A 22,404-nucleotide genomic window follows, 5' to 3' on the forward strand; every position below is an offset into this window, starting at 1 on the left:
CCATGCAAACTTCCAAAAACGACATCTGGGTCGGCCTGTTCGTGCTGATCGGCGCAGCGGCCATCCTGTTCCTGGCCCTGCAGTCGGCCAACCTGTTGAGCTTGAACTTCGAGAAAACCTACCAGGTGGTGGGCCGTTTCGACAACGCCGGTGGCGTCACACCCAAAGCGGCGGTGCGCAGTGCGGGCGTGGTGGTCGGTCGGGTGGAGTCCATCACCTTCGATGACACCACTTTCCAGGCCAACATCACCCTGGCGCTCGAAACGCGGTACAAGTTTCCCAAAGACAGCTCGCTCAAGATCCTCACCAACGGCCTGTTGGGTGAGCAATACATCGGCATCGAACCCGGCGGCGACGCAGAGAACATCGCAGCGGGCGCCGTGATCACACAAACCCAGTCGGCGGTGATCCTGGAAAACCTGATCAGCCAGTTCCTCTTCAGCAAGGCCGCCGACAGCGGTGACGCCAAGCCCGCTGAGTAAGCCCGGCAAGGCTTTTGGCGGCGCACCCTGACATGACGCGGCAATCCGACAAGAATGCAGGCTGCTCACGCAACAACGACGCAACAACGATTCGGGCACAGCGCCCAGGGGGTTTCAACATGAACAACAAGCTCAAACTCACCAGCCGGACTCCGGCCATGCTGGTCAGCGCCTTCACGCTGACCGTGCTCACCGGCTGCGCCACCGGGCCCGACGCCAACCCTCAAGATCCGCTGGAGCCGTTCAACCGTGGCGTTTACCGCTTCAACGATGCGGTGGACACGGCGGTCCTCAAGCCGGTGGCCACGGTCTACAAAGACGTCGCACCCAGCCCGGTGCAAACCGGCGTGAACAACTTCTTCGGCAACATCGGCGACCTCTGGTCGGCGGCCAACGCGGCCTTCCAGCTGCGCCCCCGCGAAGCGGGTGAAAACCTGATGCGGTTCAGCGTCAACACGGTGCTCGGCCTGGGGGGTCTGCTCGACATCGCCACCGAAGCCGGTATTCCCCGTACCCGCCTGGATTTTGGCCACACCCTGGGACGCTGGGGCGCGCCGTCGGGCGCCTACCTGGTGTTGCCCATTTTTGGTCCCTCGTCGGTGCGTGACGGCACCGGGCTGGTGGTGGACATGAGCGTGGATCCGGTCTCGGGCATGAACGACGTGTCGGCACGCAATTCGCTGACGGCGCTGCGCGTGGTCGACACGCGCGCGGGCCTGCTGCGCGCTTCGTCCTTGCTGGAAGAGGCCGCGCTCGACAAATACAGCTTCACCCGCGATCTGTACCTCAACCGCCGTCAAAGCCAGATCGACGACATGATCGACAAGGGTGTGGGTCTGGGCGGCCGCGATCGGTGAACCACCGATACGTCTCGCAACGAATGCAGTGGAACCGCTTCACATACCTGCCGCTCTGATGCACTACGCTGCGCTGTCTGCAGTCAGGCCAATGGCCTCGAAAGGAAAACAACCATGATGAAACGCCGCTCCTGGCTCTCCGCCCTCGTGATCACCGCCGCTGGTGTGATGTCTCTGCCCGCCATGGCGCAAGACGAAGCCCCCGACGCCTTGGTCAAGCGCATTTCCAGCGACGTGCTGGCTTCGGTGAAAGCCGATCCCGCGATTCAGGCCGGTGACGTGAACCGCATCGTGGCGCTGGTCGACACCAAGATCCTGCCGAGCGTGAACTTCACCCGCATGACGTCCTCCGCGGTCGGTCGCTTCTGGCGTCAGGCCACGCCCGAGCAGCAGAAGCAGCTGCAGGACGAGTTCAAGATCCTGCTGGTGCGAACCTACTCCGGCGCGCTCGGTGAGGTGAAAGATCAGACCGTGACCTTCAAGCCGATGCGCTCCAAGCCCGAAGACACCGAGGTGGTGGTGCGCTCCGAAGTGCGCGGCAAGGGCGATCCGATCCAGCTCGATTACCGCATGGAGAAAACCGCCAACGGCTGGAAGATCTACGACATCAACGTGCTGGGCGTCTGGCTGGTGGAAACCTACCGCACCCAGTTCGCGCAGGAGATCAACGCCAAAGGCATCGATGGCCTGATCGCATCGCTGGTGCAGCGCAACAAGTCCAACGTGGCCAAGACCAGCTGATCCGGTGACGACTTCCATGTCCAAGGCCGCTGTTTCTGCGGCCCTTCCGTCGCAGGTCACGCTGGCGAACGCCGGCCGGACCCTGGTGGAACTGAAGCAGGCGCTTTCACTCCAGACCGGTCCGGTGGTGATGCTCGATGCGGCATCGCTCAGCGTGTTCGATTCCTCGGCTGTGGCGGTGCTGCTGGAATTGCGTCGGTTGCTGCGCGCCGAAGGCAAGACCCTCCAGGTGAGCCATTGGCCGCGACGGCTGGAGAGCCTGATGGGTCTGTACGGCGTGAACGAGCTGCTCGCACCCTAAGCGCTTTCAGTGCCCGCTGGGTTCGGGGTCTGGCCCCGTGTCCTGTGCGGACACCCCGTCGGGCCTAAAATACGCGGTTACTCACCGCTGCCAGACGCCCTGTGCGCGGCCCATGACCTCAGTGGTTCTCCCGCACATGTCCGCCGTTTCCTTCTCTGACGTCTCCAAAAGCTACCCGTCCTCTCGCGGCACCGTGCAAGCCTTGCAGTCGGTGTCGTTCGACATTGAGGCCGGCGAGTTCTTCGGCCTGCTGGGCCCCAACGGCGCCGGCAAGACCACCTTGATCAGCATCCTGGCCGGTCTGGCCCGCGCCACGTCGGGCCGCGTGCTGGTGCACGGGAGCGACGTGCAGGCGGACTACCAGGCGGCGCGCCGCCAGCTTGGCGTGGTGCCGCAAGAGCTGGTGTTCGACCCCTTTTTCAATGTGCGCGAGGCGCTGCGCATCCAGTCCGGCTATTTCGGCATCCAGCGCAACGACGCCTGGATCGACGAACTGCTCGAAGGCCTGGGCCTCGCCGACAAGGCCAATGCCAACATGCGCCAGCTCTCGGGCGGCATGAAGCGCCGGGTGTTGATTGCGCAGGCACTGGTGCACAAACCACCGGTGATCGTGCTCGACGAGCCCACCGCCGGCGTGGACGTGGAGTTGCGCCAGACCTTGTGGCAGTTCATCTCCGATCTGAACAAGCGCCTGGGCAGCACCGTGCTGCTCACCACGCATTACCTCGAAGAAGCCGAAGCGCTGTGCGGACGCATTGCCATGCTCAAGCAGGGCAGGGTGGTGGCGCTCGAATCCACCTCGGCCCTGCTCGCGCGCGCCGCGTCGAACGTGTTGCGCTTCAAGACCGACGCCCTGCTGCCCACCGATCTGGCGGTTCAGGCCCGCATCACAGGCCGTGTGGTTCAGCTGCCAGCGAACGACGCACTGGCGGTGGAGCGCATCCTAGCGCGGCTGCGCGAGGCGGGTGTGGTGCCCGAAGACATCGAGATCCGCAAGGCCGATCTGGAAGACGTGTTCCTGGAGCTGACCGGCGCACAGCCCCGGCAGACTGCCCCTGCAGAGGTTCCAGCATGACCGGCTGGCAGACGCTGTTCTACAAGGAAATCTTGCGCTTCTGGAAGGTGGGTTTCCAGACCGTGGCCGCGCCCGTGATCACCGCCATCCTGTACCTGATGATCTTCGGTCATGTGCTCGAAGACCGGGTGCAGGTGTACGACTCGGTGAGCTACACCGCTTTCCTGTTGCCGGGTCTGGTGATGATGAGCGTGCTGCAGAACGCGTTCGCCAACAGCTCGTCTTCGTTGATCCAGAGCAAGATCATGGGCAACCTGGTGTTCTTGTTGCTCACGCCGCTGTCGCACCGCGCCTGGTTTGTGGCCTATGTCGGTTCGTCCATCGTGCGCGGGCTCGCCGTGGGCGCGGGCGTGATGGTGGTCACCTGGTGGTTCGCGCAGCCCTCGCTGGTGGCGCCGCTGTGGATCCTGGCCTTTGGCTTCATGGGCGCGGCGCTGCTGGGCGCGCTCGGTTTGATCGCCGGTCTGTGGGCCGAGAAGTTCGACCAGATGGCCGCGTTCCAGAACTTCATCATCGTGCCCATGACCTTCCTCTCGGGCGTGTTCTACTCGATCCACTCCCTCCCCGAGTTCTGGCAGAAGGTGAGCCACCTCAACCCGTTTTTCTACATGATCGACGGCTTCCGTTACGGCTTCTTCGGCAAGAGCGACGTATCCCCCTGGATCAGCCTGGCGCTGGTGGGTGGCGCTCTCGCCATCGTGAGCGCGATCGCGCTGCACCTGCTCAAGACCGGCTACAAAATTCGCCACTGACATGACCGCTGAACAACTGCAATCGCTCATCGCCGCCGGCCTGCCGTGCGAACACCTCGAAGTCACCGGTGACGGTCGCCACTGGGCTGCGGTGATCGTGTCGCCCGCCTTTGAAGGCCTGCGCCTGATCAAGCGCCACCAGGCCGTCTACGGCACGCTGGGCGGTCGCATCCAGACCGACGAGGTGCACGCCTTGTCGATGAAGACCTACACCCCCGCCGAATGGGCGGCCCAACCCTGAACCGGCAGCGTTTCATGGACAAACTCCGAATCACGGGCGGCCGTACGCTGCAAGGCGAAGTCACCATCTCCGGCGCAAAGAACGCCGCGCTGCCCGAGCTGTGCGCCGCGCTGCTCACCGCCGACCCGGTCACGCTGAACAACGTGCCGCGCCTGCGCGACGTGGCCACCATGCGCCAGCTGCTCGACAACATGGGCGTGCAGACGCAGACCCACGGCGAGCGCGGCGGCATCACGCTGCGGGCGGCCGATCCTATTCTGGCAGAAGCGCCCTACGAGCTGGTCAAGACCATGCGAGCCTCGGTGCTGGTCCTCGGGCCGCTGCTGGCGCGCTTTGGTCATGCCCGCGTGTCCCTGCCGGGTGGTTGCGCCATCGGCTCGCGCCCGGTGGACCAGCACATCAAGGGCATGCAGGCCATGGGTGCGGAGATCGTGGTGGAACACGGCTACATGGTCGCCAAACTGCCGGCGGGCAAGACCCGGCTGCACGGTGCGCGCATCGCCACCGACATGGTGACCGTCACCGGCACGGAAAACTTCCTGATGGCCGCCGCGCTGGCCGAGGGTGAGACGCTGCTGGAAAACGCCGCGCAGGAACCGGAGATTGGTGACCTGGCCGAGATGCTGATCGCCATGGGCGCCAAGATCGAAGGCCACGGCACCAGCCGCATCCACATCCAGGGCGTCGACCGGTTGCATGGCTGCACCCACCAGGTGGTGGCCGACCGCATCGAGACCGGCACCTTCCTGTGCGCCGTGGCCGCCACGGGCGGTGACGTGGTGCTGCGCCACGGCCGCGCCGAGCACCTGGACGCGGTGATCGACAAGCTGCACGAGGCTGGTGCCGAGATCGAAGCCGGCAAGGACGCGGGTGGTGATTTCATCCGCGTGCGGGCCTCGGGCCGCCTGAAGGCCCAGAGCTTTCGCACCACCGAGTACCCGGGCTTCCCGACCGACATGCAGGCCCAGTTCATGGTGCTCAATTGCATCGCCGAAGGCACGAGCAAGGTCACCGAGACCATCTTTGAAAACCGCTTCATGCACGTCAACGAACTGGTGCGCCTGGGTGCGCACATCCAGGTCGACGGCAAGATCGCCGTGGTCGAGGGCATTCCGCGTCTGTCGGGTGCCACCGTCATGGCCACCGATCTGCGCGCATCGGCCAGCCTCGTGATTGCCGGCCTGGTGGCCGAGGGTGACACCATCGTCGACCGCATCTACCACCTGGACCGTGGCTACGACCAGATGGAAGAAAAACTGCGCGGCATCGGCGCCGACATCGAGAGGGTCAAATGAAACAGCCCCCACGTTCACTCTGTTCACTGCCCCCCGAGGGGGCGCGCGCCTCCCATGGGGCGGCCCGGCGGGAGTCGCCATGATCACCCTCGCCCTCTCCAAAGGCCGCATCTTCGACGAGACCCTGCCGCTGCTGAAAGCCGCCGGCATCGAGGTGCTGGAAGATCCCGAAAAATCGCGCAAGCTGATCCTGGCCACCAGCAACCCGGACGTGCGGGTGGTGCTGGTGCGCGCCAGCGACGTGCCCACCTATGTGGAACACGGCGGCGCCGACCTCGGTGTGACCGGCAAGGACACGCTGATCGAGCACGGGGGCCAGGGCTTGTACCAACCGCTGGACCTGAACATCTCGCGCTGCCGCGTCAGCGTGGCCGTGCGTGCCGACTTCGACTATGCCTCGGCCGTGCGCCAGGGCTCGCGCCTGAAAGTGGCCACCAAGTACACCCACATCGCGCGCGAGTTCTTCGCCAGCAAGGGTGTGCACGTGGACCTGATCAAGCTCTACGGCAGCATGGAGCTCGCGCCGCTGACCGGCCTGGCCGACGCCATCGTCGACCTCGTGTCCACCGGCAACACGCTCAAGGCCAACCACCTGATCGAAGTCGAACGCATCATGGACATCAGCGCGCGCCTGGTGGTGAACCAGGCCTCGCTCAAGCTCAAGCAAGCCGCCATCCGCCCGATCATCAACGCCTTCGCCCAAGCCATCGAACAAGGCACACCCGCATGACCTTCACCGCCCGTCCCGCCCGCCTCTCCACCGCCGCCGCCGATTTCGAGGCGCAGTTCGCGGCCCGGCTGCATTGGTCGGCCGAGACCGATGGCGCGATCGAAGAGCGCGTGGCCAGCATCCTGGCGGACGTGAAGTTGCGCGGTGACGCCGCCGTGCTGGAGTACACAGCGCGGTTTGACAGCCTCGATGTGCCGGACCTGAAACAGCTGGAACTCACCCAGACCGAATTGAAGTCAGCTTTCGACAGCCTGCCCGCTGCCCAGCGCGATGCCCTGCAGGCCGCGGCCCGCCGGGTGCGCAGCTACCACGAAGCGCAGAAAAAGGCCGGTGGCGAGAGCTGGAGCTACCGCGACGAAGACGGCACGTTGCTGGGCCAGAAGGTCACCCCGTTGGACCGCGTGGGCATTTACGTCCCGGGTGGCAAGGCAGCCTATCCCTCCAGCGTGCTGATGAACGCCATCCCCGCCCATGTGGCCGGCGTGGCGGAAATCATCATGGTGGTGCCCACCCCGCGCGGTGAGAAAAACCCGCTGGTGCTGGCCGCCGCCTTCGTGGCGGGCGTCACGCGCGCCTTCACCATCGGTGGCGCGCAGGCCGTGGCCGCGCTGGCCTACGGCACGGCCACCGTGCCCAAGGTCGACAAGATCACCGGCCCGGGCAACGCCTATGTGGCCAGCGCCAAGAAGCGCGTGTTCGGCACCGTGGGCATCGACATGATCGCCGGCCCGAGCGAAATCCTGGTGCTGGCCGACGGCAGCACGCCGGCCGACTGGGTGGCGATGGACCTGTTCAGCCAGGCCGAGCACGACGAACTCGCGCAGAGCATCCTGCTGTGTCCCGACGCGGCCTACATCGAGCGGGTGCAGGCCGAGATCGACCGGCTGATCGACACGATGCCGCGCCGCGACGTGATCCGCGCGTCGCTCGAAGGCCGCGGCGCGCTGATCCACACGCGCAGCATGGAAGAGGCCTGCGAGATCAGCAACCGCATCGCACCCGAGCACCTCGAGGTCAGCTCGCGCGACCCGCACCGCTGGGAGCCGCTGCTCAAGCACGCCGGCGCGATCTTCCTCGGCGCCTACACCAGCGAAAGCCTGGGCGACTACTGCGCCGGCCCCAACCATGTGCTGCCCACCAGCGGCACGGCCCGCTTCTCTTCGCCGCTGGGCGTGTACGACTTCCAGAAGCGCAGCAGCCTGATCGAGGTGAGTCAGGCCGGCGCGCAGAGCCTGGGCAAGATCGCCGCCGAGATGGCTTACGGCGAAGGCCTGCAGGCGCATGCGCGTGCGGCCGAGATGCGATTGGACGACGTGCCACCCATGCGGGGTGCAGCATGAGCGTCAACCCGCTGAGCGTGATCCGCCAGGACGTGCAGTCGATGCACGCTTACGCCGTGCAGGACGCCGCCGGCATGGTCAAGCTCGACGCGATGGAGAACCCGTTCGCGCTGCCGCCCGAGCTGCAGGCCGCGCTGGGCGCACGCCTGGGCGCGGTGGCGGTGAACCGCTACCCCGGCCCGCGTGTGGACGACCTCAAGGCCGCGCTGGCTCGCTACGTGGACCTGCCCGCCGGCTGCAGCCTGATGCTGGGCAACGGTTCCGATGAACTCATCTCGCTGGTGACCCTGGCCTGCGACCTGCCGGGCGCCACCGTGCTGGCGCCGCTGCCGGGCTTTGTCATGTACGCCATGAGCACGCAGTTGCAGGGTTTGAAGTTCGTGGGTGTGCCGCTCACGGCCGAATTCGAGCTGGACGAAGCGGCCATGCTGAGCGCGATACGCGAGCACCAACCCGCCATCACCTACATCGCCTACCCCAACAACCCCACGGCCAACCTCTGGAGCGCCGACACCATCCGCCGCCTGATCGCCGAGGCTGCGGGCTTCGGGGGGCTGGTGGTGATGGACGAGGCCTACCAGCCGTTCTCCAGCCGCAGCTGGCTGGACGAGATCCGTGCCCACCCGGCGGCCAACGCCAATGTGCTGCTCATGCGCACGCTCTCCAAGTTCGGCCTGGCCGGCGTGCGTCTGGGCTACATGCTCGGGCCGCAGGCGCTGGTGCAGGAGATCGACAAGCTGCGTCCGCCCTACAACGTGAGCGTGCTCAACGCCGAATGTGCGTTGTTTGCGCTGGAGCACGCCGGCGTGTTCGCTGAGCAGGCCGCGCAAATCTGTGAGCAGCGCACCGTGTTGACCGACGCCTTGCGCCAGATCCCGGGTTTTCAGCCCTTCCCCAGCGACGCCAACATGGTGCTGGTGCGTGTGCCCGATGCGCAACGTTGTTTTGACAGCCTCAAGGCCCAGGGCATTCTGGTGAAGAATGTTTCTAAAATGCACCCACTGCTGACAAACTGTCTGCGGCTGACGGTGGGCACACCGTCGGAAAACGCCTCGCTGATCCGCGCCCTCCAAACCACTCCATGACTTCCACGCCTTCCGCATCCGCCCCCGCAGGAACCCATGACCGCACGGCATTCGTGCAGCGAAACACCTCGGAAACGCAGATCGGCGTGCGTGTGAACCTCGACGGTACCGGTGCCGCCACGCTGTCCACCGGCATCGGCTTCTTTGACCACATGCTCGACCAGATCGCCCGCCACGGGCTGATCGACCTCGAGATCCAGGCGGTGGGAGACCTGCACATCGACGGTCACCACACGGTGGAAGACGTGGGCATCACGCTCGGCCAGGCCTTTGCGAAGGCCGTGGGCGACAAAAAAGGCATTCGCCGCTACGGCCATGCCTACGTGCCGCTGGACGAAGCGCTCTCGCGTGTCGTCATCGATTTTTCGGGCCGCCCGGGTCTGCACATGCGCGTGCCCTTCAAGAGCGGCATGGTGGGCGGTTTCGACACCCAGCTCGCCTTCGAATTCTTCCAGGGCTTCGTCAACCACGCCGGCGTGACCCTGCACATCGACAACCTGCACGGCGAAAACGCCCACCACCAGGCCGAAACCGTGTTCAAGGCGTTTGCCCGCGCCGTGCGCATGGCGCTGGAGCGCGACCCGCGCATGGGCGACGTGATTCCCTCGACCAAAGGTTCGTTGTAACCCCTTCCCGGCCATGAAACGCAAGACAGTCGCCGTGGTGGACTACGGCAGTGGCAACCTGCGCTCCGTCTCGCAGGCCGTGCAACATGTGGCACGCGCCGAAGATGTGGAGGTGCTGGTCACCTCACTCGCGCAGGATGTGCTGGACGCCGACCGCGTGGTGCTGCCGGGCCAGGGCCACATGGCCGATTGCATGAACGAGCTCGCCGCTTCCGGCCTGAAAGACGCCGTGCTGCACGCGGCTGCCAACAAACCGCTGTTTGGCGTGTGCGTGGGCATGCAGATGCTGCTGGACCGCAGCGAGGAAGGTCCGACCGACGGGTTGGGCCTGATCCCCGGCGAGGTGGTGCGTTTCCGGCTCGAAGGGCGTCTTCAGGCCGATGGCAGCCGCTTCAAGGTGCCCCAGATGGGCTGGAACCCGGTGTTTCACGACCTCGGCCGCCCGGTGCACCCGCTGTTCGACGGCATCCGGGATGGCGCCTATTTTTATTTTGTGCACAGCTTCTATGCTCGGCCTGCCCAAGCCTTGCATTGCGTGGGCGAAGCCGACTATGGTGGCCGCTTTGCCGCGGCGATCGCGCGCGACAACATCTTTGCCACCCAGTTTCACCCCGAAAAAAGCGCCGACCAGGGGCTGGCGCTTTACCGCAACTTCCTCTCCTGGAACCCCTAGGCCTTTCACCACACCATCATGCTGCTGATTCCTGCCATTGATCTGAAAGACGGCCAGTGCGTTCGCTTGAAACAAGGCGACATGGACCAATCCACCGTGTTCGGTGAAGACCCGGCGGCCATCGCGCGCAGCTGGGTCGACAAGGGCGCGCGCCGCGTGCACCTGGTGGACCTCAACGGCGCCTTCGCCGGCAAGCCCAAGAACGAGCAGGCGATTCGCGCCATTCTCAAAGAGGTGGGCTCCGAGGTGGACGTGCAGCTCGGGGGCGGCATCCGCGATCTCGACACCATCGAGCGTTACCTCGATGCCGGCCTGCGCTACGTGATCATCGGCACCGCCGCCGTGAAGAACCCCGGTTTCCTGCAGGACGCCTGCACCGCGTTCGGTGGTCACATCATCGTGGGCCTGGACGCCAAGGACGGCAAGGTTGCCACCGATGGCTGGAGCAAGCTCACCGGCCACGAGGTGGTGGACCTGGCCAAGAAGTTCGAGGACTACGGCGTCGAAGGCATCATCTACACCGACATTGGCCGCGACGGCATGCTCTCGGGCATCAACATCGAGGCCACGGTCAAGCTGGCGCAGGCGCTGTCCATCCCCGTGATCGCATCGGGTGGCCTGTCCAACCTGGACGACATCCGTGCGTTGTGCGCGGTGGAAGACGAGGGCGTCGAAGGCGTGATCTGTGGCCGCTCGATCTACAGCGGCGACCTCGACTTTGAAGCGGCTCAGCAACTCGCCGACGACCTGAACGGATAACACTGCCCATGCTGGCCAAGCGCATCATTCCCTGCCTCGACGTGACCGGCGGCCGCGTGGTCAAAGGCGTCAACTTCGTGGAACTGCGCGATGCTGGCGATCCGGTGGAAATCGCGGCGCGGTACAACGACCAGGGTGCCGACGAGCTGACCTTCCTCGACATCACGGCGACCAGCGACGGGCGCGACCTGATCCTGCACATCATCGAGGCTGTGGCCTCGCAGGTCTTCATTCCGCTCACGGTGGGCGGTGGCGTCCGCACGGTCGAAGACGTGCGCCGCCTGCTCAACGCCGGGGCCGACAAGACCAGCTTCAATTCGGCCGCGCTGGCCAACCCGCAGGTGATCCGTGATGCGTCTGCCAAGTACGGCGCCCAGTGCATCGTGGTGGCCATCGACGCCAAACGCCGACAGGGCGAAGACCTGGCCCAACGCGGTGAAGGCTGGGACGTGTACAGCCACGGCGGGCGCAAGAACACGGGCCTGGACGCGGTGGCCTGGGCCCGACAGATGGCCGAACACGGCGCCGGCGAGATCCTGCTGACCAGTATGGACCGTGACGGCACCAAATCGGGCTTTGACCTCGCGCTCACCCGTGCCGTGGCCGATGCGGTGGACGTGCCGGTGATCGCCTCGGGCGGCGTGGGCACGCTCGACCACTTGGCCGACGGCGTGCAACAAGGCGGGGCAGATGCCGTGCTGGCCGCGAGCATCTTTCACTACGGTGAGTTCACCGTGGCGCAGGCCAAGGCCCGAATGGCCGAACGCGGGATCCCCGTCCGGCTCTGACGCGCCCGCTCAGGTGCGGTCGCTGCGCAGCTGGTACTGACGCTCCAGGCGGTCTTCCAGTTCACCCAGGGTGGCACTCAGGCCGTTGCCGTTCTGCTCGATCACCTCGGTCATGGCCGCTTGCAGGCGGTCCACCTTCAGGTGCAGTTTCTCGGCCAGATCGATTTCACGTGCCGCCGTGGCCTGCATTTCGGCTTGCAGAAAAGTGCGCAGCTCGGTGAAGCGCGAGGCCTCGGCCTTGTCGGCCAGCGTGCGTTGCTCCGATGCTTCGCGGGTGACGCGGCGCACTTCCATCATGTGCGTGGTCTGCTGGTACACCAGCGCGGCCAGAAACACCACCAGCACCAATGCCAGCATGCCCAGCAGCACCAGCCCGAGTGGCGCCTGCACCTCGGTGAAGCCGAAACTCAGTGCGGTGGGTTGCAGGATCTGGGCGAAGTTGAGCGCCACGAAGCCAGCGACCAGCAGGATGAAGAGGATGAGGAGCAGGGTGCGGATTTTCATGGGGGTTCCTGTGCGCGGAGCTGCGCCATGGCAAGTGATCGGGTGGGGCATCGGTCTTGTCAGAACCGGGTTCATCGTAGCGGCTTTGCCGGCGTGGTCGTTCGGGCCCCCAAATGGCCATGTTAGATTCAACCGATGAACTGGTTGGACGATGTGAAATGGGACGCGCAGGGCCTGGTGCCCGTGATCGCGCAAGAGGCGGCCACGGGCGATGTGCTCATGTTCGCGTGGATGAACCGCGAGGCGCTGCAAAAAACCGCCGAGCTGGGGCGTGCTGTGTATTTCAGCCGCTCGCGCAACAAGCTGTGGTTCAAGGGCGAAGAGTCGGGCCACGTGCAGACCGTGCACGACATCCGCATGGACTGTGACAACGACGTGGTCCTGCTCAAGGTCACCCAGCTGGGCCATGAGCCCGGCATTGCCTGCCACACCGGGCGCCACAGTTGTTTCTTCCAGCGCCTGGCCGATGGCCGATGGAATGCCGTCGAACCGGTGCTCAAAGACCCCGAATCGATCTACAAGTGAGCCCACGATGAACCCCACCGATGACCTGGCGCGTCTGGCCGCTGTGATTGAAAGCCGCAAGCCGGCCAACGGCGGCGACCCCGAGAAGAGTTACGTGGCCCGTCTGCTGCACAAAGGGCCCGACAGCTTCCTCAAGAAAATCGGCGAAGAAGCCACCGAAGCCGTGATGGCCGCCAAGGACCTCGACCATGGCGGCGACCCGCAAAAGCTGGTGAACGAAACAGCCGACCTCTGGTTTCACTGCATGATCGCACTGGCCCATTACCAGCTCGGCCCGGCCGACGTGGTGGCCGAGCTGGTGCGCCGCGAAGGCCTGAGCGGCCTGGAAGAAAAAGCCATGCGCAAGGTGCTGGCGCGTGAAGCCGGCACCGAGCCCGACGCCCACTGAAAGGACACTGCCATGAGCGACATCATCGACGTTGAACCGGTGGACAGCGAGCGGGCCCAATCCCTCAAGACCATCGGCTGGATCAGCTACCTCCTGCACCTGATCGTGGCCGTGGGCGCGGTGTTGCCGGCCACCCAGCCCGGTGTGGCCTTGTTGATCGTGGCGCTGGTCATCGATCTGGTGAAAAAGAGCGACGCCGAAGGCACCTGGCAGGCCAGCCATTTTTCCTGGCGCATCCGCACCGTGATCTGGGCCGCTGTGCTCTACCTCGTCACCTTGCCGCTGTGGCTGCTCTTCGTGCTGCCCGGGTGGATCGCGTGGGGTGTCATTTCCATCTGGTTCCTCTACCGCATCGTCAAGGGCATGGTGCGCATGAACGCCAACCAGGCCATGCCCGATTGAACCTTTCCACGCATTCCACATGACCGCACACGACCCCAACTGCATCTTCTGCAAGATCATTGCCGGCCAGATTCCATCGAAGAAGGTGTACGAGGACGAAGACCTCTTTGCCTTCCACGACATCCACCCCTGGGCGCCGGTGCACTTCCTGCTGGTGCCCAAGCTGCACATTGCCTCCATGGCGCAGGTCGGGCCCGAGCACGAGCGGCTCATGGGCCGTTTGATGGTGCTGGCACCCAGGCTCGCCGCAGAACAAGGCTGCAACCCCTATCCCGAGGGTGGATTTCGCATGGTGTGCAACACCGGCGCCGAAGGAGGGCAGGAGGTTCACCACCTGCATGTGCACGTGATGGGCGGCCCCAGACCCTGGTTGCGCGGCTGATCGATCCACCGCGGGCGAGACACTCCACGGTGGCGGCGCTGGAATTGCCTGCCCAACGGGCTTGAACTACTGCACGGGCTTAGAATCCCACCCACAGCGCACTGCGCTACACCTCAATATCTGGAGTAAACCATGGGTTCGTTTTCTATCTGGCATTGGCTCATCGTGCTGCTCATCGTGGTGATGGTGTTCGGTACCAAGAAGCTCAAGAACATCGGCTCCGACCTGGGCGGTGCCGTCAAAGGTTTCAAGGACGGTATCAAGGAAGGCGGTCAGAATCCCGCCGACACCGCATCGGCCTCGGCCGGTCAGGTGACCCAGGAAACCCGTGCCGACAAAAACGCCATCGACGTCGAAGCCAAGCAAAAGAGCTGATCTCCCCCGAGCGCTGCGGTGACACCACTCGCTGCCTGAGCGCCCACCCCGAGGCTCGCTTCGAGCCCGAACCGCCCGCAGGATGGCCGACACATGATTGATCTGGGCATTTCCAAACTCGCCCTCATCGGGGCTGTGGCGTTGATCGTCATCGGCCCCGAGAAGTTGCCGCGTGTGGCGCGCACCGTGGGCGCCTTGCTGGGCAAGGCGCAGCGGTATGTGGCCGACGTGAAGTCCGAGGTCAGCCGCTCCATGGAGCTCGAGGAGCTCAAGAAGATGAAGGACTCGGTGACGAGTGCCGCGCGCGATGTGGAACAGTCTGTGCAGAGCGGCGCCACCGACTTCGAAAAATCGTGGTCCGAAGCAACCGCCGGACTGGACGGCAGCAGCAGTTCGTCCTACAGCTCCAACGACACCCTCGGTTCGCTTGAACCGCCGGTTTACAAGCACCCCAAAAAGAACTGGCGGCTCAAGCAGAAGGCCATGCCCCAGTGGTACAAGGCCCGCACCGGGGTGCGCACGCGCACCCAATCCGGTGCGGCCCGCGTGGCCCGTTTCCGGCCCCGCTCCTCTTCCGCCCCCCGCTGATGTCCGACACCGAAAAATCCACCGACGAACTCGCCGGTTCAGAACAACCGTTCGTGCAGCACCTGATGGAGCTGCGGGATCGCCTGCTCTACGGTGTCATCGGACTGGCCATCTGCATGGCCTTGCTGGCCTTCTGGCCGGGCCCCAGTGGTTTGATCGACCTGATTGCCGTTCCCATCCGCGCGCACATGCCGCCCGACGCCAAGCTGATCGCCGTGGGCGTGTTTTCGCCTTTCTTCGTGCCCATCAAAGTGCTGGCCATGGCGGCACTGCTGCTCTCGCTGCCGTGGTGGATGTACCAGGTGTGGGCCTTCGTGGCGCCGGGGCTCTACAGCCACGAAAAGCGATTTGCCATCCCGTTGATCGTGCTCGGCAGCTTGCTGGCGTATGTGGGCATTGCCTTTGTGCAGTTCTTCGTGCTGGACAAGATGTTCGGCTTCATCCAGCAGTTCACGCCCGCCAGCGTGGCCGCCACGCCCGACATCGCGTCGTATGTGGAGGCCATCCTCTCGCTGTACCTCGCCTTTGGCCTGGCCTTCCAGGTGCCCATCGTGGTGGTGCTGCTGGTGAAGATGAACATGGTGACGGTGGAGAAGCTCAAGGAGTTCCGCGGCTACTTCATCGTGGTGGCGTTCGTGATTGCCGCGGTGGTGACGCCACCCGATGTGATCTCCCAACTGGCGCTCGCCGTGCCCATGTGCATCCTGTACGAGATCGGCATCTGGGGAGCCCAGTGGTTCATCAAGGCGGCGGCACCCACCGAAGCCGAGACCGCGGAGAAGGAATCGGCTTCCTGAGTGGCTTATCGCGCCGCTGCCTGGCGCGCGACATTGCGCCGCCCCGGCGTGACCTGCACCTGAATCTTGCTGTCGCGGCGTGTCACGTCCAGTGGTGAAGCCGTGCCGGGTTGGAGGGAGGCCACCGCCGACAACAACTGGGGCACCGAACTCACGGGCTTGCCTGCGACGGCAGTGATCACGTCACCTGGACGGATGCCTGCCTGAGCGGCGGGACCGTTTTGCAGCACACCCGTGATGACCACGCCCGCGCCGGGTGCCAGACCAAAACTTTCCGCCAGTTCGGGTGTCAGCTCCTGAGGTTCCACACCGATCCAGCCGCGCGTGACCTGACCGTCGCGCACGATCGCGTCCAGCACGTTGCGTGCCGTGGAGGTGGGGATGGCAAAACCGATGCCCATCGAGCCGCCGGAGCGTGAATAGATGGCCGTGTTGATGCCCATCAGGTGCCCGTTCACGTCCACCAGCGCCCCGCCCGAGTTGCCTGGGTTGATGGCCGCGTCGGTCTGGATGAAGTTCTCGAAGGTGTTGATGCCCAGCTGCGTGCGGCCCAGCGCGCTCACGATGCCGCTGGTGACGGTCTGCCCGACGCCGAACGGGTTGCCGATGGCCAGCACCTGGTCGCCGATCTCCAGCGCGTCGGAGTTCCCCAGTGTGATCACGGGCAGGTCGGTCAGCTCGATCTTCAGGATCGCGAGATCGGTTTCGGGGTCGGTGCCGATCACCTTGGCCGCGCTTTTGCGTCCGTCGTTGAGGATGACCTCGATTTCGTCGGCCTCCTCGATCACGTGGTTGTTGGTCAACACATAGCCCGCGGGGCTCACGATGACACCCGAACCCAGGCCGGTTTGTGGCTGGCTCTGGGCCTGATCGCCAAAAAAGAAGCGGAACCAGGGGTCGGCGCTTTGTGCGCCGCTGACGGCCGCCTTGCTGGTGTTGATGCTCACCACCGCAGGCGAAGCGGCACGTGCGGCGCTGCGAAAGCTCGAAGCGCCATCCACCGCCGCGGGCGCGGTGCCCAGGGAAGGCGCTTCCAGCACCGGCACCACCGACGCCACGGAGGCCGAGCGTCCGAGCCACTGCGGCTGCAAAGTGGCCACCACAAACAGGGCCGCCACCAGCACGGTGACGGTTTGGGCGAACAGGAGCCAGAGTCGTTTCATGGAGGAGCTGAAGATGGGTTGGGTACGGCGCTGATTGTCCTGCATATGCGATCGGGCATGCGGCGTTCAAGGCCGTTGCGTGCGCCACCGACGCTGCGCGAGGCGGGTGTCAGAATGGGCGACCACCGCAGCCGTTCGCGAAATCGACCATCCCATGTCAACCGACCACCCATCACCGCCCGCGGTGCGCCGCGAGGCCCTCACACAGGCGCTGGACCAGTTGTTGCAACCCGCACTGTTCAAGGACCACGGCCCCAACGGATTGCAAGTCGAAGGGCGTGCCGAGGTCGGCAAACTGGTCAGCGGTGTGACCGCCAGCCGCGCACTGATCGACGCTGCGATCGACGAGGGCGCCGACGCCATCCTGGTGCACCATGGCTTGTTCTGGCGCGGTCAGGATGGTCGGGTGACGGGCTGGATGAAGCAGCGCCTGTCCCGCTTGTTGGCCCACGACATCAACCTGCTGGCCTACCACCTCCCGCTGGATGCCCACGCCGAGCTGGGCAACAACGCGCAACTGGCGCAGCGGCTGGGGGTGGCGCTGTACACCGATGCGCGTGGCCGGTTTGGTGAGCAGTCGCTGGGTTTCATGGGTCACCGGCCGTCGGCGTCGGCCGCCGAGTTGGCCGAGCACGTGTCGCAGCAGCTCGGTCGAGCCGTCACCCTGGTGGCCGAACCCGACCGACCCGTGCGGCACGTCGCGCTGTGCACGGGTGGCGCGCAGGGCTACTTTGAAGCCGCCATCGCCGCTGGTGCCGACGTGTTCATCACCGGTGAAATTTCCGAGCCGCAGGCCCACTACGCCCGCGAATGTGGGGTGGCCTACATCGCCTGCGGACACCACGCTTCCGAGCGCTACGGTGCGCCCGCCGTGGGCGCGCACGTCGCGGCCCTGCTTGGGCTGGAGCACGTGTTCATCGACATCGATAACCCGGCCTGAATCCCGATGCCACCATCCACCACGCGCCACACGGCCCGGATCAGCCCCATCGTGTTGACCATGGGAGATCCGGCCGGCATCGGGCCGGAGATCATCGCGAAAGCTTTGAGCGAGCGCCCAGCGCTTCTGCCGCAGACCGTGGTGGCGGGCGATGTGGAGACCCTGCGCCGGGCGGCGCGGCAGTGGGGCGCCGGATCGAACCGTGTGATGCTGGCCGAAATTGCAGACATGGCCGACCTGGCGGCGGTTCCCCCGGGTTGCATGGCCGTGGTGCAGGCGTGCAAGTTGGTCGAGCCGGTCGCGATGGGGTGCATCAGCGCATCAGCCGGACGCGCAGCCGCTGATTGCATCGCATGGGCAGCCCAGGCTGTGCTGGAAGGTCAGGCTCGCGCCGTGGTGACTGCGCCGATCCACAAGGAGGCCTTGGCCGCGGCGGGCGTCGAGTACCCCGGACACACCGAGCTGCTGCAGTCGCTCGGCGCGGCCCACCTCGGCGTGGCGGTGGCGGAGTTGCCTGTGCGCATGATGCTGAGCTGCCCCGGTCTGAGCACGGTGCTCGTGAGCATCCACGTCTCGCTCCGTCAGGCGCTGGACGCGGTGACCACCGAGCAGGTGTTGCAGACGATCCGCATCACACAAGCGCACTTTCTGCGCATCGGCATGGTCCGGCCGCGCATCGCCGTGGCGGGGCTCAACCCGCACGCGGGGGAGGGCGGTTTGTTCGGGTTCGAAGATCGGGATGTGATCGCCCCGGCCATTGTCCGCGCCCGGCAGGAGGGGGTGGATGCCAGCGGCCCGCACGCGCCGGACACGGTCTTCATGCGGGCGCGGCAGGGTGCTTTTGATGTGGTCGTGGCCATGTACCACGACCAGGGGCTCATCCCGGTCAAGTTGCTGGGCCTGGACGATGGCGTGAACACCACACTGGGCTTGCCCTTTGTGCGCACCAGCCCCGACCACGGAACCGCGTTCGACATCGCGGGCACGGGCCGCGCGAACCCCAGCAGTTTGCTGGCCGCGATCGACGCGGCCCTGGCGGCCAGCCTTACTTCCTGAGGCTGTCGCGGATCTCGCGCAGCAGCACCACGTCTTCAGGCGTGGCCACCGGCGCGGGAGGTGCAGCCGGGGTTTCGCGCTTGAGTCGGTTGATCTGTTTGACCATCATGAAGATGATGAAGGCCAGGATCGTGAAGTTGATGGCCACGGTGATGAAACTGCCGTACGCCAGCGTGGGCACTCCCGCAGCTTTGAGTGCCGCCAGTGTCGGCGCCGTTCCATCTGGCACCTTGCCCAGGGCCACATAAAGGTTGGTGAAGTCGAAGTTGCCGAAAACGGCGCCCACCAGCGGCATGATGATGTCTTCCACCATCGACGTGACGATCTTGCCGAATGCCCCCCCGATGATCACGCCAACGGCCAGATCGATGACATTGCCCTTGACGGCAAATTCCTTGAATTCCTGCACAACGCTCATGGTGTTTCCCTCAATGGATGGTTATTGGCGATCGTCGTTGCCATGCTGTGCGCTATGGCAAAAAGATTCTCACACAAGCGCCCGAGGTGTTGGCGGGCAGGTCCGGCGAAGCGGTGCACGGAACGACGTGCGTCGCGCACATCAATAGCCCTGAGCTGCGCCCCGACAAACGGGAGAGCGTTCAGCGCTCTCCAGTACAATGCCGGGTTGTCCCGAGTGTCCTGACCCGAAGTCTCATTGAAAGAGTTCCATGAGTGAAGCTACCGCCCAAGCGCCTGCCAACAGCAGCCGCCGTACCTGGCTGATCACCTCCTGCGCCATGGGTGGCGTGGGTGCAGCCGCAGTCGCTGTGCCCTTCGTGAGCACGTTTCAGCCCTCCGAGCGAGCCAAAGCCGCTGGTGCAGCGGTCGAGGTGGACGTTTCGGGCATCCTTCCGGGCGAAAAAATCGTCGTCGAGTGGCGCGGCAAGCCCGTCTGGATCATGCGGCGCACGCCCGAGCAGTTGGCCGAACTCGAAAAGATCGCCGGTCAGCTGGCCGACCCGGAGTCGGCGCGCAACGCGGTTCCCACACCCGAGTACGCGAAGAACCACCACCGGTCCATCAAGCCCGAAATTCTGGTGACCGTGGGCATCTGTACGCACCTGGGATGCTCCCCTGGAGACCGGCTCACCCCGGGCCCACAGCCCTCTCTGCCGGACGACTGGCAGGGCGGCTTCCTGTGTGCCTGCCACGGTTCCACCTTCGATCTGGCTGGTCGCGTGTTCAAGAACAAGCCGGCCCCGGACAACCTGGAAGTGCCGCCGCACTACTACCTGTCCGACACCACCTTGCTGGTGGGTGAAGAGAAGCAGGCCTGAGCCGCAGCGGTTCGAAGCGAGATCAGACAACGCCACACAGAGGCAACCCATGGCTGAATTCAAAGAAGTTTCCCCCAACGCCCCGATCGCCGAGAAGGCGCTGAACTGGGTTGACAACCGGTTCCCGCTCTCCAAGCTGTACAACGAGCATCTGGCCGAGTACTACGCACCGAAGAACTTCAACTTCTGGTACTTTTTCGGCTCGCTCGCCCTGCTGGTGCTCGTGATCCAGATCGTGACCGGCATTTTTCTCGTGATGCACTACAAGCCCGATGCGGCGCTGGCGTTTGCGTCCGTTGAATACATCATGCGTGATGTGCCTTGGGGTTGGCTGATCCGCTACATGCATTCCACCGGCGCTTCCGCTTTCTTTGTGGTGGTGTACATGCACATGTTCCGCGGCCTGATCTACGGCAGCTATCGAAAGCCGCGTGAGCTGGTCTGGGTGTTTGGTTGTGCCATTTTCCTGTGTCTGATGGCCGAGGCGTTCATGGGCTACCTGCTGCCCTGGGGCCAGATGTCCTACTGGGGCGCACAGGTGATCGTCAACCTGTTCGCAGCCATTCCGTTTGTGGGCCCCGATCTGGCGCTGCTCATCCGCGGGGACTTCGTGGTGGGCGACGCTACCTTGAACCGCTTCTTCAGCTTCCACGTGATCGCAGTGCCGCTGGTCCTGTTGGGTCTGGTGGTGGCGCACATCATCGCGCTGCACGAGGTGGGGTCCAACAACCCGGACGGCGTGGAGATCAAGGCCAAGAAGGACGCCAAAGGCATTCCGCTGGACGGCATTCCCTTCCACCCCTACTACACCGTGCACGACGTGCTCGGCGTGTCGGTCTTCCTGATGCTGTTCTCGGCGATCATCTTCTTCGCACCGGAGTTTGGCGGTTACTTCCTGGAGTACAACAACTTCATCCCGGCGGACCCGCTGGTCACACCCCTGCACATCGCGCCAGTCTGGTACTTCACGCCGTTTTATTCGATGCTGCGCGCCATCACCAGCGAGATGATGTTCGCGCTGGTCGCCATCGTCGTGATCGCTGCCGTGCTCGGAGCGCTCAAGGCCAAAGTGTCCGGTGCCATCAAGGGCGCTATCGTTCTGGGCGCGATCGTGTTGGTGGCCCTCATGCTGGCCATCGACGCCAAGTTCTGGGGTGTGGTCGCCATGGGTGGCGCCGTGATCATCCTGTTCTTCCTGCCTTGGCTGGATCACAGCCCGGTGAAGTCGATCCGCTACCGCCCGACCTGGAACAAGTACCTGTACGGCTTGTTCGTCATCAACTTCCTGATCCTTGGTTATCTGGGCGTGTTGCCTCCCTCGCCCATCGGCGAGCGCGTGTCCCAGGTCGGCACCCTGTTCTACTTCGGCTTCTTCCTGTTGATGCCTTGGTGGAGCCGCCTGGGTGAGTTCAAGGCCGTGCCCGACCGCGTGACCTTCCAGCCCCATTGAGCCCTGAAGAGCCATTTCTGAGAGTCAAGCAAATGAAAAAAATCCTCCTGGGCTTTGCACTGGCATTGGGCATGTCTGGCGCCGCCGTGGCTGCCGGCGGAAGCATTCCGTTGGACAAAGCACCGCAGCGCACCAACGACATGGCTGCACTGCAAAACGGTGCCAAGCTGTTTGTGAACTACTGCCTCAGCTGTCACTCGGCAGCGTTCATGCGCTACAACCGCTTGCGCGACATCGGTCTCAATGACAAGCAGATCGCCGAAAACTTGACGTTCACCACCGACAAGATCGGCGACACGATGAAGGCCTCGATCGACCCCAGGCAGGCCAAGCAGTGGTTCGGTGTGAATCCACCCGACTTGACCTTGATCGCCCGCTCGCGCTCGAGCAAGGCGGGCACCGGTGCCGACTACGTCTACACCATGCTGCGGACCTACTACCGTGATGAGACCAAGCCCACCGGCTGGAACAACCTGGCGTTCCCCAACATTGGCATGCCCAACCCACTGTGGGAGTTGCAGGGCGAACAGCGCCCTGTGATGGAAAAGGTGATGAGCCACGGTCACGAAGTCGATCGGGTCAAAGGTTGGGAATCGGTCAAGCCGGGCACGCTCAGCGCTGCCGAGTACGACCGCAACGTGGGTGATCTGGTTGCGTATCTTCAATGGATGGCCGAACCGGCACAAAACAGCCGTGTCCGCATCGGCGTTTGGGTGATGTTGTTTCTCGCGGCCTTCACTGTGGTGGCCTGGCGCTTGAATGCCGCCTTCTGGAAAGACATCAAGTAATCCCACCCGACAGGGCCGGTGGCA

30 protein-coding genes are annotated in these 22,404 nt (G+C 64.6%); 27 read left to right on the forward strand and 3 right to left on the reverse strand.

Features of this window, described 5'->3' with window-relative positions:
* The first annotated feature begins 2 nt into the window (after window positions 1-2).
* The 15 genes from mlaD (at window position 3) to hisF (ending at window position 11,745) form a co-directional block, all read left to right on the forward strand.
* A complete protein-coding gene (gene mlaD, locus Q1W68_RS01935; protein ID WP_300653686.1) occupies window positions 3-482 on the forward strand; it encodes an outer membrane lipid asymmetry maintenance protein MlaD in 480 nt (159 codons plus the stop codon).
* Between the two features lie 158 nt (window positions 483-640).
* The gene (locus tag Q1W68_RS01940) at window positions 641-1,339 is read left to right on the forward strand and encodes a VacJ family lipoprotein (RefSeq protein WP_300653690.1); all 699 of its coding nucleotides are present in this window, start codon (window positions 641-643) and stop codon (window positions 1,337-1,339) included.
* Window positions 1,340-1,456: 117 nt separating this feature from the next.
* On the forward strand, window positions 1,457-2,080 hold the full coding sequence (locus Q1W68_RS01945; protein WP_300653689.1) for a phospholipid-binding protein MlaC: 624 nt from the start codon (window positions 1,457-1,459) through the stop codon (window positions 2,078-2,080).
* A 16-nt stretch (window positions 2,081-2,096) separates the two neighbouring features.
* Window positions 2,097-2,381 (forward strand): STAS domain-containing protein, encoded by a 285-nt coding sequence (locus tag Q1W68_RS01950; RefSeq protein ID WP_300658715.1) that lies wholly within the window; start codon window positions 2,097-2,099, stop codon window positions 2,379-2,381.
* A gap of 136 nt (window positions 2,382-2,517) precedes the next feature.
* Window positions 2,518-3,456: an ABC transporter ATP-binding protein gene (locus Q1W68_RS01955; protein WP_300653682.1), complete on the forward strand. Its 939-nt coding sequence runs from the start codon at window positions 2,518-2,520 to the stop codon at window positions 3,454-3,456.
* Window positions 3,453-4,208, forward strand: coding sequence for an ABC transporter permease (locus tag Q1W68_RS01960; protein ID WP_300658714.1), 756 nt, complete (start codon window positions 3,453-3,455; stop codon window positions 4,206-4,208). The genes Q1W68_RS01955 and Q1W68_RS01960 overlap by 4 nt, the downstream gene beginning before the upstream one ends.
* Window position 4,209: 1 nt before the next feature.
* Window positions 4,210-4,449, forward strand: coding sequence for a BolA family protein (locus tag Q1W68_RS01965; RefSeq protein WP_069047539.1), 240 nt, complete (start codon window positions 4,210-4,212; stop codon window positions 4,447-4,449).
* Between the two features lie 14 nt (window positions 4,450-4,463).
* Window positions 4,464-5,744: a UDP-N-acetylglucosamine 1-carboxyvinyltransferase gene (gene murA, locus Q1W68_RS01970; protein WP_300653676.1), complete on the forward strand. Its 1,281-nt coding sequence runs from the start codon at window positions 4,464-4,466 to the stop codon at window positions 5,742-5,744.
* A 79-nt stretch (window positions 5,745-5,823) separates the two neighbouring features.
* Entirely contained in the window at window positions 5,824-6,474 is a 651-nt protein-coding gene (gene hisG, locus Q1W68_RS01975) for an ATP phosphoribosyltransferase (RefSeq protein ID WP_300653674.1), read from the forward strand.
* Window positions 6,471-7,814, forward strand: a complete 1,344-nt coding sequence (hisD, locus tag Q1W68_RS01980; protein WP_300715495.1) for a histidinol dehydrogenase — start codon at window positions 6,471-6,473, stop codon at window positions 7,812-7,814. Before hisG ends, hisD begins: the two co-directional genes overlap by 4 nt.
* Entirely contained in the window at window positions 7,811-8,899 is a 1,089-nt protein-coding gene (gene hisC / locus Q1W68_RS01985) for a histidinol-phosphate transaminase (protein ID WP_300715496.1), read from the forward strand. Before hisD ends, hisC begins: the two co-directional genes overlap by 4 nt.
* On the forward strand, window positions 8,896-9,525 hold the full coding sequence (gene hisB, locus Q1W68_RS01990; RefSeq protein WP_300653669.1) for an imidazoleglycerol-phosphate dehydratase HisB: 630 nt from the start codon (window positions 8,896-8,898) through the stop codon (window positions 9,523-9,525). Before hisC ends, hisB begins: the two co-directional genes overlap by 4 nt.
* 13 nt (window positions 9,526-9,538) lie before the next feature.
* Window positions 9,539-10,198 (forward strand): imidazole glycerol phosphate synthase subunit HisH, encoded by a 660-nt coding sequence (hisH, locus tag Q1W68_RS01995; RefSeq protein WP_300653668.1) that lies wholly within the window; start codon window positions 9,539-9,541, stop codon window positions 10,196-10,198.
* Window positions 10,199-10,216: 18 nt separating this feature from the next.
* Window positions 10,217-10,957, forward strand: coding sequence for a 1-(5-phosphoribosyl)-5-[(5-phosphoribosylamino)methylideneamino]imidazole-4-carboxamide isomerase (hisA, locus tag Q1W68_RS02000; RefSeq protein WP_300653665.1), 741 nt, complete (start codon window positions 10,217-10,219; stop codon window positions 10,955-10,957).
* Between the two features lie 8 nt (window positions 10,958-10,965).
* Window positions 10,966-11,745, forward strand: coding sequence for an imidazole glycerol phosphate synthase subunit HisF (gene hisF / locus Q1W68_RS02005; protein WP_300653662.1), 780 nt, complete (start codon window positions 10,966-10,968; stop codon window positions 11,743-11,745).
* A 9-nt stretch (window positions 11,746-11,754) separates the two neighbouring features.
* Here the strand turns inward: hisF and Q1W68_RS02010 are convergent, their stop codons facing one another.
* Window positions 11,755-12,249 (reverse strand): LapA family protein, encoded by a 495-nt coding sequence (locus tag Q1W68_RS02010; protein ID WP_300653659.1) that lies wholly within the window; start codon window positions 12,247-12,249, stop codon window positions 11,755-11,757.
* Between the two features lie 126 nt (window positions 12,250-12,375).
* On the opposite strand from Q1W68_RS02010, the gene hisI reads away from it, so the two are divergent.
* From hisI to tatC, 7 genes are all read left to right on the forward strand, one after another.
* A complete protein-coding gene (hisI, locus tag Q1W68_RS02015; RefSeq protein WP_300658736.1) occupies window positions 12,376-12,774 on the forward strand; it encodes a phosphoribosyl-AMP cyclohydrolase in 399 nt (132 codons plus the stop codon).
* 7 nt (window positions 12,775-12,781) lie between these two features.
* A complete protein-coding gene (locus Q1W68_RS02020) occupies window positions 12,782-13,162 on the forward strand; it encodes a phosphoribosyl-ATP diphosphatase (RefSeq protein WP_300652698.1) in 381 nt (126 codons plus the stop codon).
* Between the two features lie 12 nt (window positions 13,163-13,174).
* Complete coding sequence (locus Q1W68_RS02025; protein ID WP_300658709.1) at window positions 13,175-13,564, forward strand: hypothetical protein; 390 nt, start codon at window positions 13,175-13,177, stop codon at window positions 13,562-13,564.
* Window positions 13,565-13,583: 19 nt separating this feature from the next.
* The gene (locus tag Q1W68_RS02030) at window positions 13,584-13,946 is read left to right on the forward strand and encodes a histidine triad nucleotide-binding protein (RefSeq protein WP_300654139.1); all 363 of its coding nucleotides are present in this window, start codon (window positions 13,584-13,586) and stop codon (window positions 13,944-13,946) included.
* A 132-nt stretch (window positions 13,947-14,078) separates the two neighbouring features.
* The gene (gene tatA / locus Q1W68_RS02035) at window positions 14,079-14,321 is read left to right on the forward strand and encodes a Sec-independent protein translocase subunit TatA (protein WP_300715497.1); all 243 of its coding nucleotides are present in this window, start codon (window positions 14,079-14,081) and stop codon (window positions 14,319-14,321) included.
* Between the two features lie 93 nt (window positions 14,322-14,414).
* A complete protein-coding gene (locus tag Q1W68_RS02040; RefSeq protein ID WP_300715498.1) occupies window positions 14,415-14,909 on the forward strand; it encodes a twin-arginine translocase TatA/TatE family subunit in 495 nt (164 codons plus the stop codon).
* The gene (gene tatC / locus Q1W68_RS02045) at window positions 14,909-15,706 is read left to right on the forward strand and encodes a twin-arginine translocase subunit TatC (protein WP_300654147.1); all 798 of its coding nucleotides are present in this window, start codon (window positions 14,909-14,911) and stop codon (window positions 15,704-15,706) included. The genes Q1W68_RS02040 and tatC overlap by 1 nt, the downstream gene beginning before the upstream one ends.
* Before the next feature lie 5 nt (window positions 15,707-15,711).
* Here the strand turns inward: tatC and Q1W68_RS02050 are convergent, their stop codons facing one another.
* A complete protein-coding gene (locus Q1W68_RS02050; protein ID WP_300658707.1) occupies window positions 15,712-16,869 on the reverse strand; it encodes a Do family serine endopeptidase in 1,158 nt (385 codons plus the stop codon).
* Window positions 16,870-17,023: 154 nt separating this feature from the next.
* Between Q1W68_RS02050 and Q1W68_RS02055 the strand changes: the two genes are divergently transcribed.
* The gene (locus Q1W68_RS02055; protein WP_300652336.1) at window positions 17,024-17,809 is read left to right on the forward strand and encodes a Nif3-like dinuclear metal center hexameric protein; all 786 of its coding nucleotides are present in this window, start codon (window positions 17,024-17,026) and stop codon (window positions 17,807-17,809) included.
* A gap of 6 nt (window positions 17,810-17,815) precedes the next feature.
* Entirely contained in the window at window positions 17,816-18,865 is a 1,050-nt protein-coding gene (gene pdxA / locus Q1W68_RS02060; protein ID WP_300652333.1) for a 4-hydroxythreonine-4-phosphate dehydrogenase PdxA, read from the forward strand.
* Here pdxA and mscL read toward each other — a convergent pair.
* The gene (gene mscL, locus Q1W68_RS02065) at window positions 18,855-19,283 is read right to left on the reverse strand and encodes a large conductance mechanosensitive channel protein MscL (protein WP_300652330.1); all 429 of its coding nucleotides are present in this window, start codon (window positions 19,281-19,283) and stop codon (window positions 18,855-18,857) included. The two genes, pdxA and mscL, sit on opposite strands and share 11 nt — an antisense overlap.
* Before the next feature lie 250 nt (window positions 19,284-19,533).
* Here mscL and petA point away from each other — a divergent pair, with 250 nt between their 5' ends.
* From petA to Q1W68_RS02080, 3 genes are read left to right on the forward strand one after another with little or no spacing between them, the layout of a single operon-like run.
* Window positions 19,534-20,142 (forward strand): ubiquinol-cytochrome c reductase iron-sulfur subunit, encoded by a 609-nt coding sequence (gene petA / locus Q1W68_RS02070; protein ID WP_300652328.1) that lies wholly within the window; start codon window positions 19,534-19,536, stop codon window positions 20,140-20,142.
* A 49-nt stretch (window positions 20,143-20,191) separates the two neighbouring features.
* Window positions 20,192-21,592: a cytochrome bc complex cytochrome b subunit gene (locus Q1W68_RS02075; RefSeq protein WP_300658703.1), complete on the forward strand. Its 1,401-nt coding sequence runs from the start codon at window positions 20,192-20,194 to the stop codon at window positions 21,590-21,592.
* Window positions 21,593-21,624: 32 nt separating this feature from the next.
* Window positions 21,625-22,380: a cytochrome c1 gene (locus Q1W68_RS02080; RefSeq protein WP_300649651.1), complete on the forward strand. Its 756-nt coding sequence runs from the start codon at window positions 21,625-21,627 to the stop codon at window positions 22,378-22,380.
* The last annotated feature ends 24 nt before the right edge of the window (window positions 22,381-22,404 follow it).

Source organism: Hydrogenophaga sp., from assembly GCF_030158645.1.
GTDB lineage: Bacteria > Pseudomonadota > Gammaproteobacteria > Burkholderiales > Burkholderiaceae_C > Hydrogenophaga.

Excerpts from the sequence above, each read along its gene's own strand:
- Q1W68_RS02030 (WP_300654139.1), top strand. The coding sequence starts at position 13,584 with ATGACCGCACACGACCCCAACTGCATCTTCTGCAAGATCATTGCCGGC.
- Q1W68_RS02055 (WP_300652336.1), top strand. The coding sequence starts at position 17,024 with ATGTCAACCGACCACCCATCACCGCCCGCGGTGCGCCGCGAGGCCCTC.
- Q1W68_RS01965 (WP_069047539.1), top strand. The coding sequence starts at position 4,210 with ATGACCGCTGAACAACTGCAATCGCTCATCGCCGCCGGCCTGCCGTGC.
- hisC (WP_300715496.1), top strand. The coding sequence starts at position 7,811 with ATGAGCGTCAACCCGCTGAGCGTGATCCGCCAGGACGTGCAGTCGATG.
- hisF (WP_300653662.1), top strand. The coding sequence starts at position 10,966 with ATGCTGGCCAAGCGCATCATTCCCTGCCTCGACGTGACCGGCGGCCGC.
- Q1W68_RS01940 (WP_300653690.1), top strand. The coding sequence starts at position 641 with ATGCTGGTCAGCGCCTTCACGCTGACCGTGCTCACCGGCTGCGCCACC.
- Q1W68_RS02025 (WP_300658709.1), top strand. The coding sequence starts at position 13,175 with ATGAGCGACATCATCGACGTTGAACCGGTGGACAGCGAGCGGGCCCAA.
- hisH (WP_300653668.1), top strand. The coding sequence starts at position 9,539 with ATGAAACGCAAGACAGTCGCCGTGGTGGACTACGGCAGTGGCAACCTG.
- Q1W68_RS02010 (WP_300653659.1), bottom strand. The coding sequence starts at position 12,249 with ATGAAAATCCGCACCCTGCTCCTCATCCTCTTCATCCTGCTGGTCGCT.
- tatA (WP_300715497.1), top strand. The coding sequence starts at position 14,079 with ATGGGTTCGTTTTCTATCTGGCATTGGCTCATCGTGCTGCTCATCGTG.
- hisA (WP_300653665.1), top strand. The coding sequence starts at position 10,217 with ATGCTGCTGATTCCTGCCATTGATCTGAAAGACGGCCAGTGCGTTCGC.
- hisB (WP_300653669.1), top strand. The coding sequence starts at position 8,896 with ATGACTTCCACGCCTTCCGCATCCGCCCCCGCAGGAACCCATGACCGC.
- Q1W68_RS02075 (WP_300658703.1), top strand. The coding sequence starts at position 20,192 with ATGGCTGAATTCAAAGAAGTTTCCCCCAACGCCCCGATCGCCGAGAAG.
- Q1W68_RS01945 (WP_300653689.1), top strand. The coding sequence starts at position 1,457 with ATGAAACGCCGCTCCTGGCTCTCCGCCCTCGTGATCACCGCCGCTGGT.
- Q1W68_RS01955 (WP_300653682.1), top strand. The coding sequence starts at position 2,518 with ATGTCCGCCGTTTCCTTCTCTGACGTCTCCAAAAGCTACCCGTCCTCT.
- murA (WP_300653676.1), top strand. The coding sequence starts at position 4,464 with ATGGACAAACTCCGAATCACGGGCGGCCGTACGCTGCAAGGCGAAGTC.
- tatC (WP_300654147.1), top strand. The coding sequence starts at position 14,909 with ATGTCCGACACCGAAAAATCCACCGACGAACTCGCCGGTTCAGAACAA.
- Q1W68_RS01950 (WP_300658715.1), top strand. The coding sequence starts at position 2,097 with ATGTCCAAGGCCGCTGTTTCTGCGGCCCTTCCGTCGCAGGTCACGCTG.
- petA (WP_300652328.1), top strand. The coding sequence starts at position 19,534 with ATGAGTGAAGCTACCGCCCAAGCGCCTGCCAACAGCAGCCGCCGTACC.
- Q1W68_RS02080 (WP_300649651.1), top strand. The coding sequence starts at position 21,625 with ATGAAAAAAATCCTCCTGGGCTTTGCACTGGCATTGGGCATGTCTGGC.
- mscL (WP_300652330.1), bottom strand. The coding sequence starts at position 19,283 with ATGAGCGTTGTGCAGGAATTCAAGGAATTTGCCGTCAAGGGCAATGTC.
- Q1W68_RS02040 (WP_300715498.1), top strand. The coding sequence starts at position 14,415 with ATGATTGATCTGGGCATTTCCAAACTCGCCCTCATCGGGGCTGTGGCG.
- hisG (WP_300653674.1), top strand. The coding sequence starts at position 5,824 with ATGATCACCCTCGCCCTCTCCAAAGGCCGCATCTTCGACGAGACCCTG.
- Q1W68_RS02020 (WP_300652698.1), top strand. The coding sequence starts at position 12,782 with ATGAACCCCACCGATGACCTGGCGCGTCTGGCCGCTGTGATTGAAAGC.
- hisD (WP_300715495.1), top strand. The coding sequence starts at position 6,471 with ATGACCTTCACCGCCCGTCCCGCCCGCCTCTCCACCGCCGCCGCCGAT.
- Q1W68_RS01960 (WP_300658714.1), top strand. The coding sequence starts at position 3,453 with ATGACCGGCTGGCAGACGCTGTTCTACAAGGAAATCTTGCGCTTCTGG.
- Q1W68_RS02050 (WP_300658707.1), bottom strand. The coding sequence starts at position 16,869 with ATGAAACGACTCTGGCTCCTGTTCGCCCAAACCGTCACCGTGCTGGTG.
- pdxA (WP_300652333.1), top strand. The coding sequence starts at position 17,816 with ATGCCACCATCCACCACGCGCCACACGGCCCGGATCAGCCCCATCGTG.
- mlaD (WP_300653686.1), top strand. The coding sequence starts at position 3 with ATGCAAACTTCCAAAAACGACATCTGGGTCGGCCTGTTCGTGCTGATC.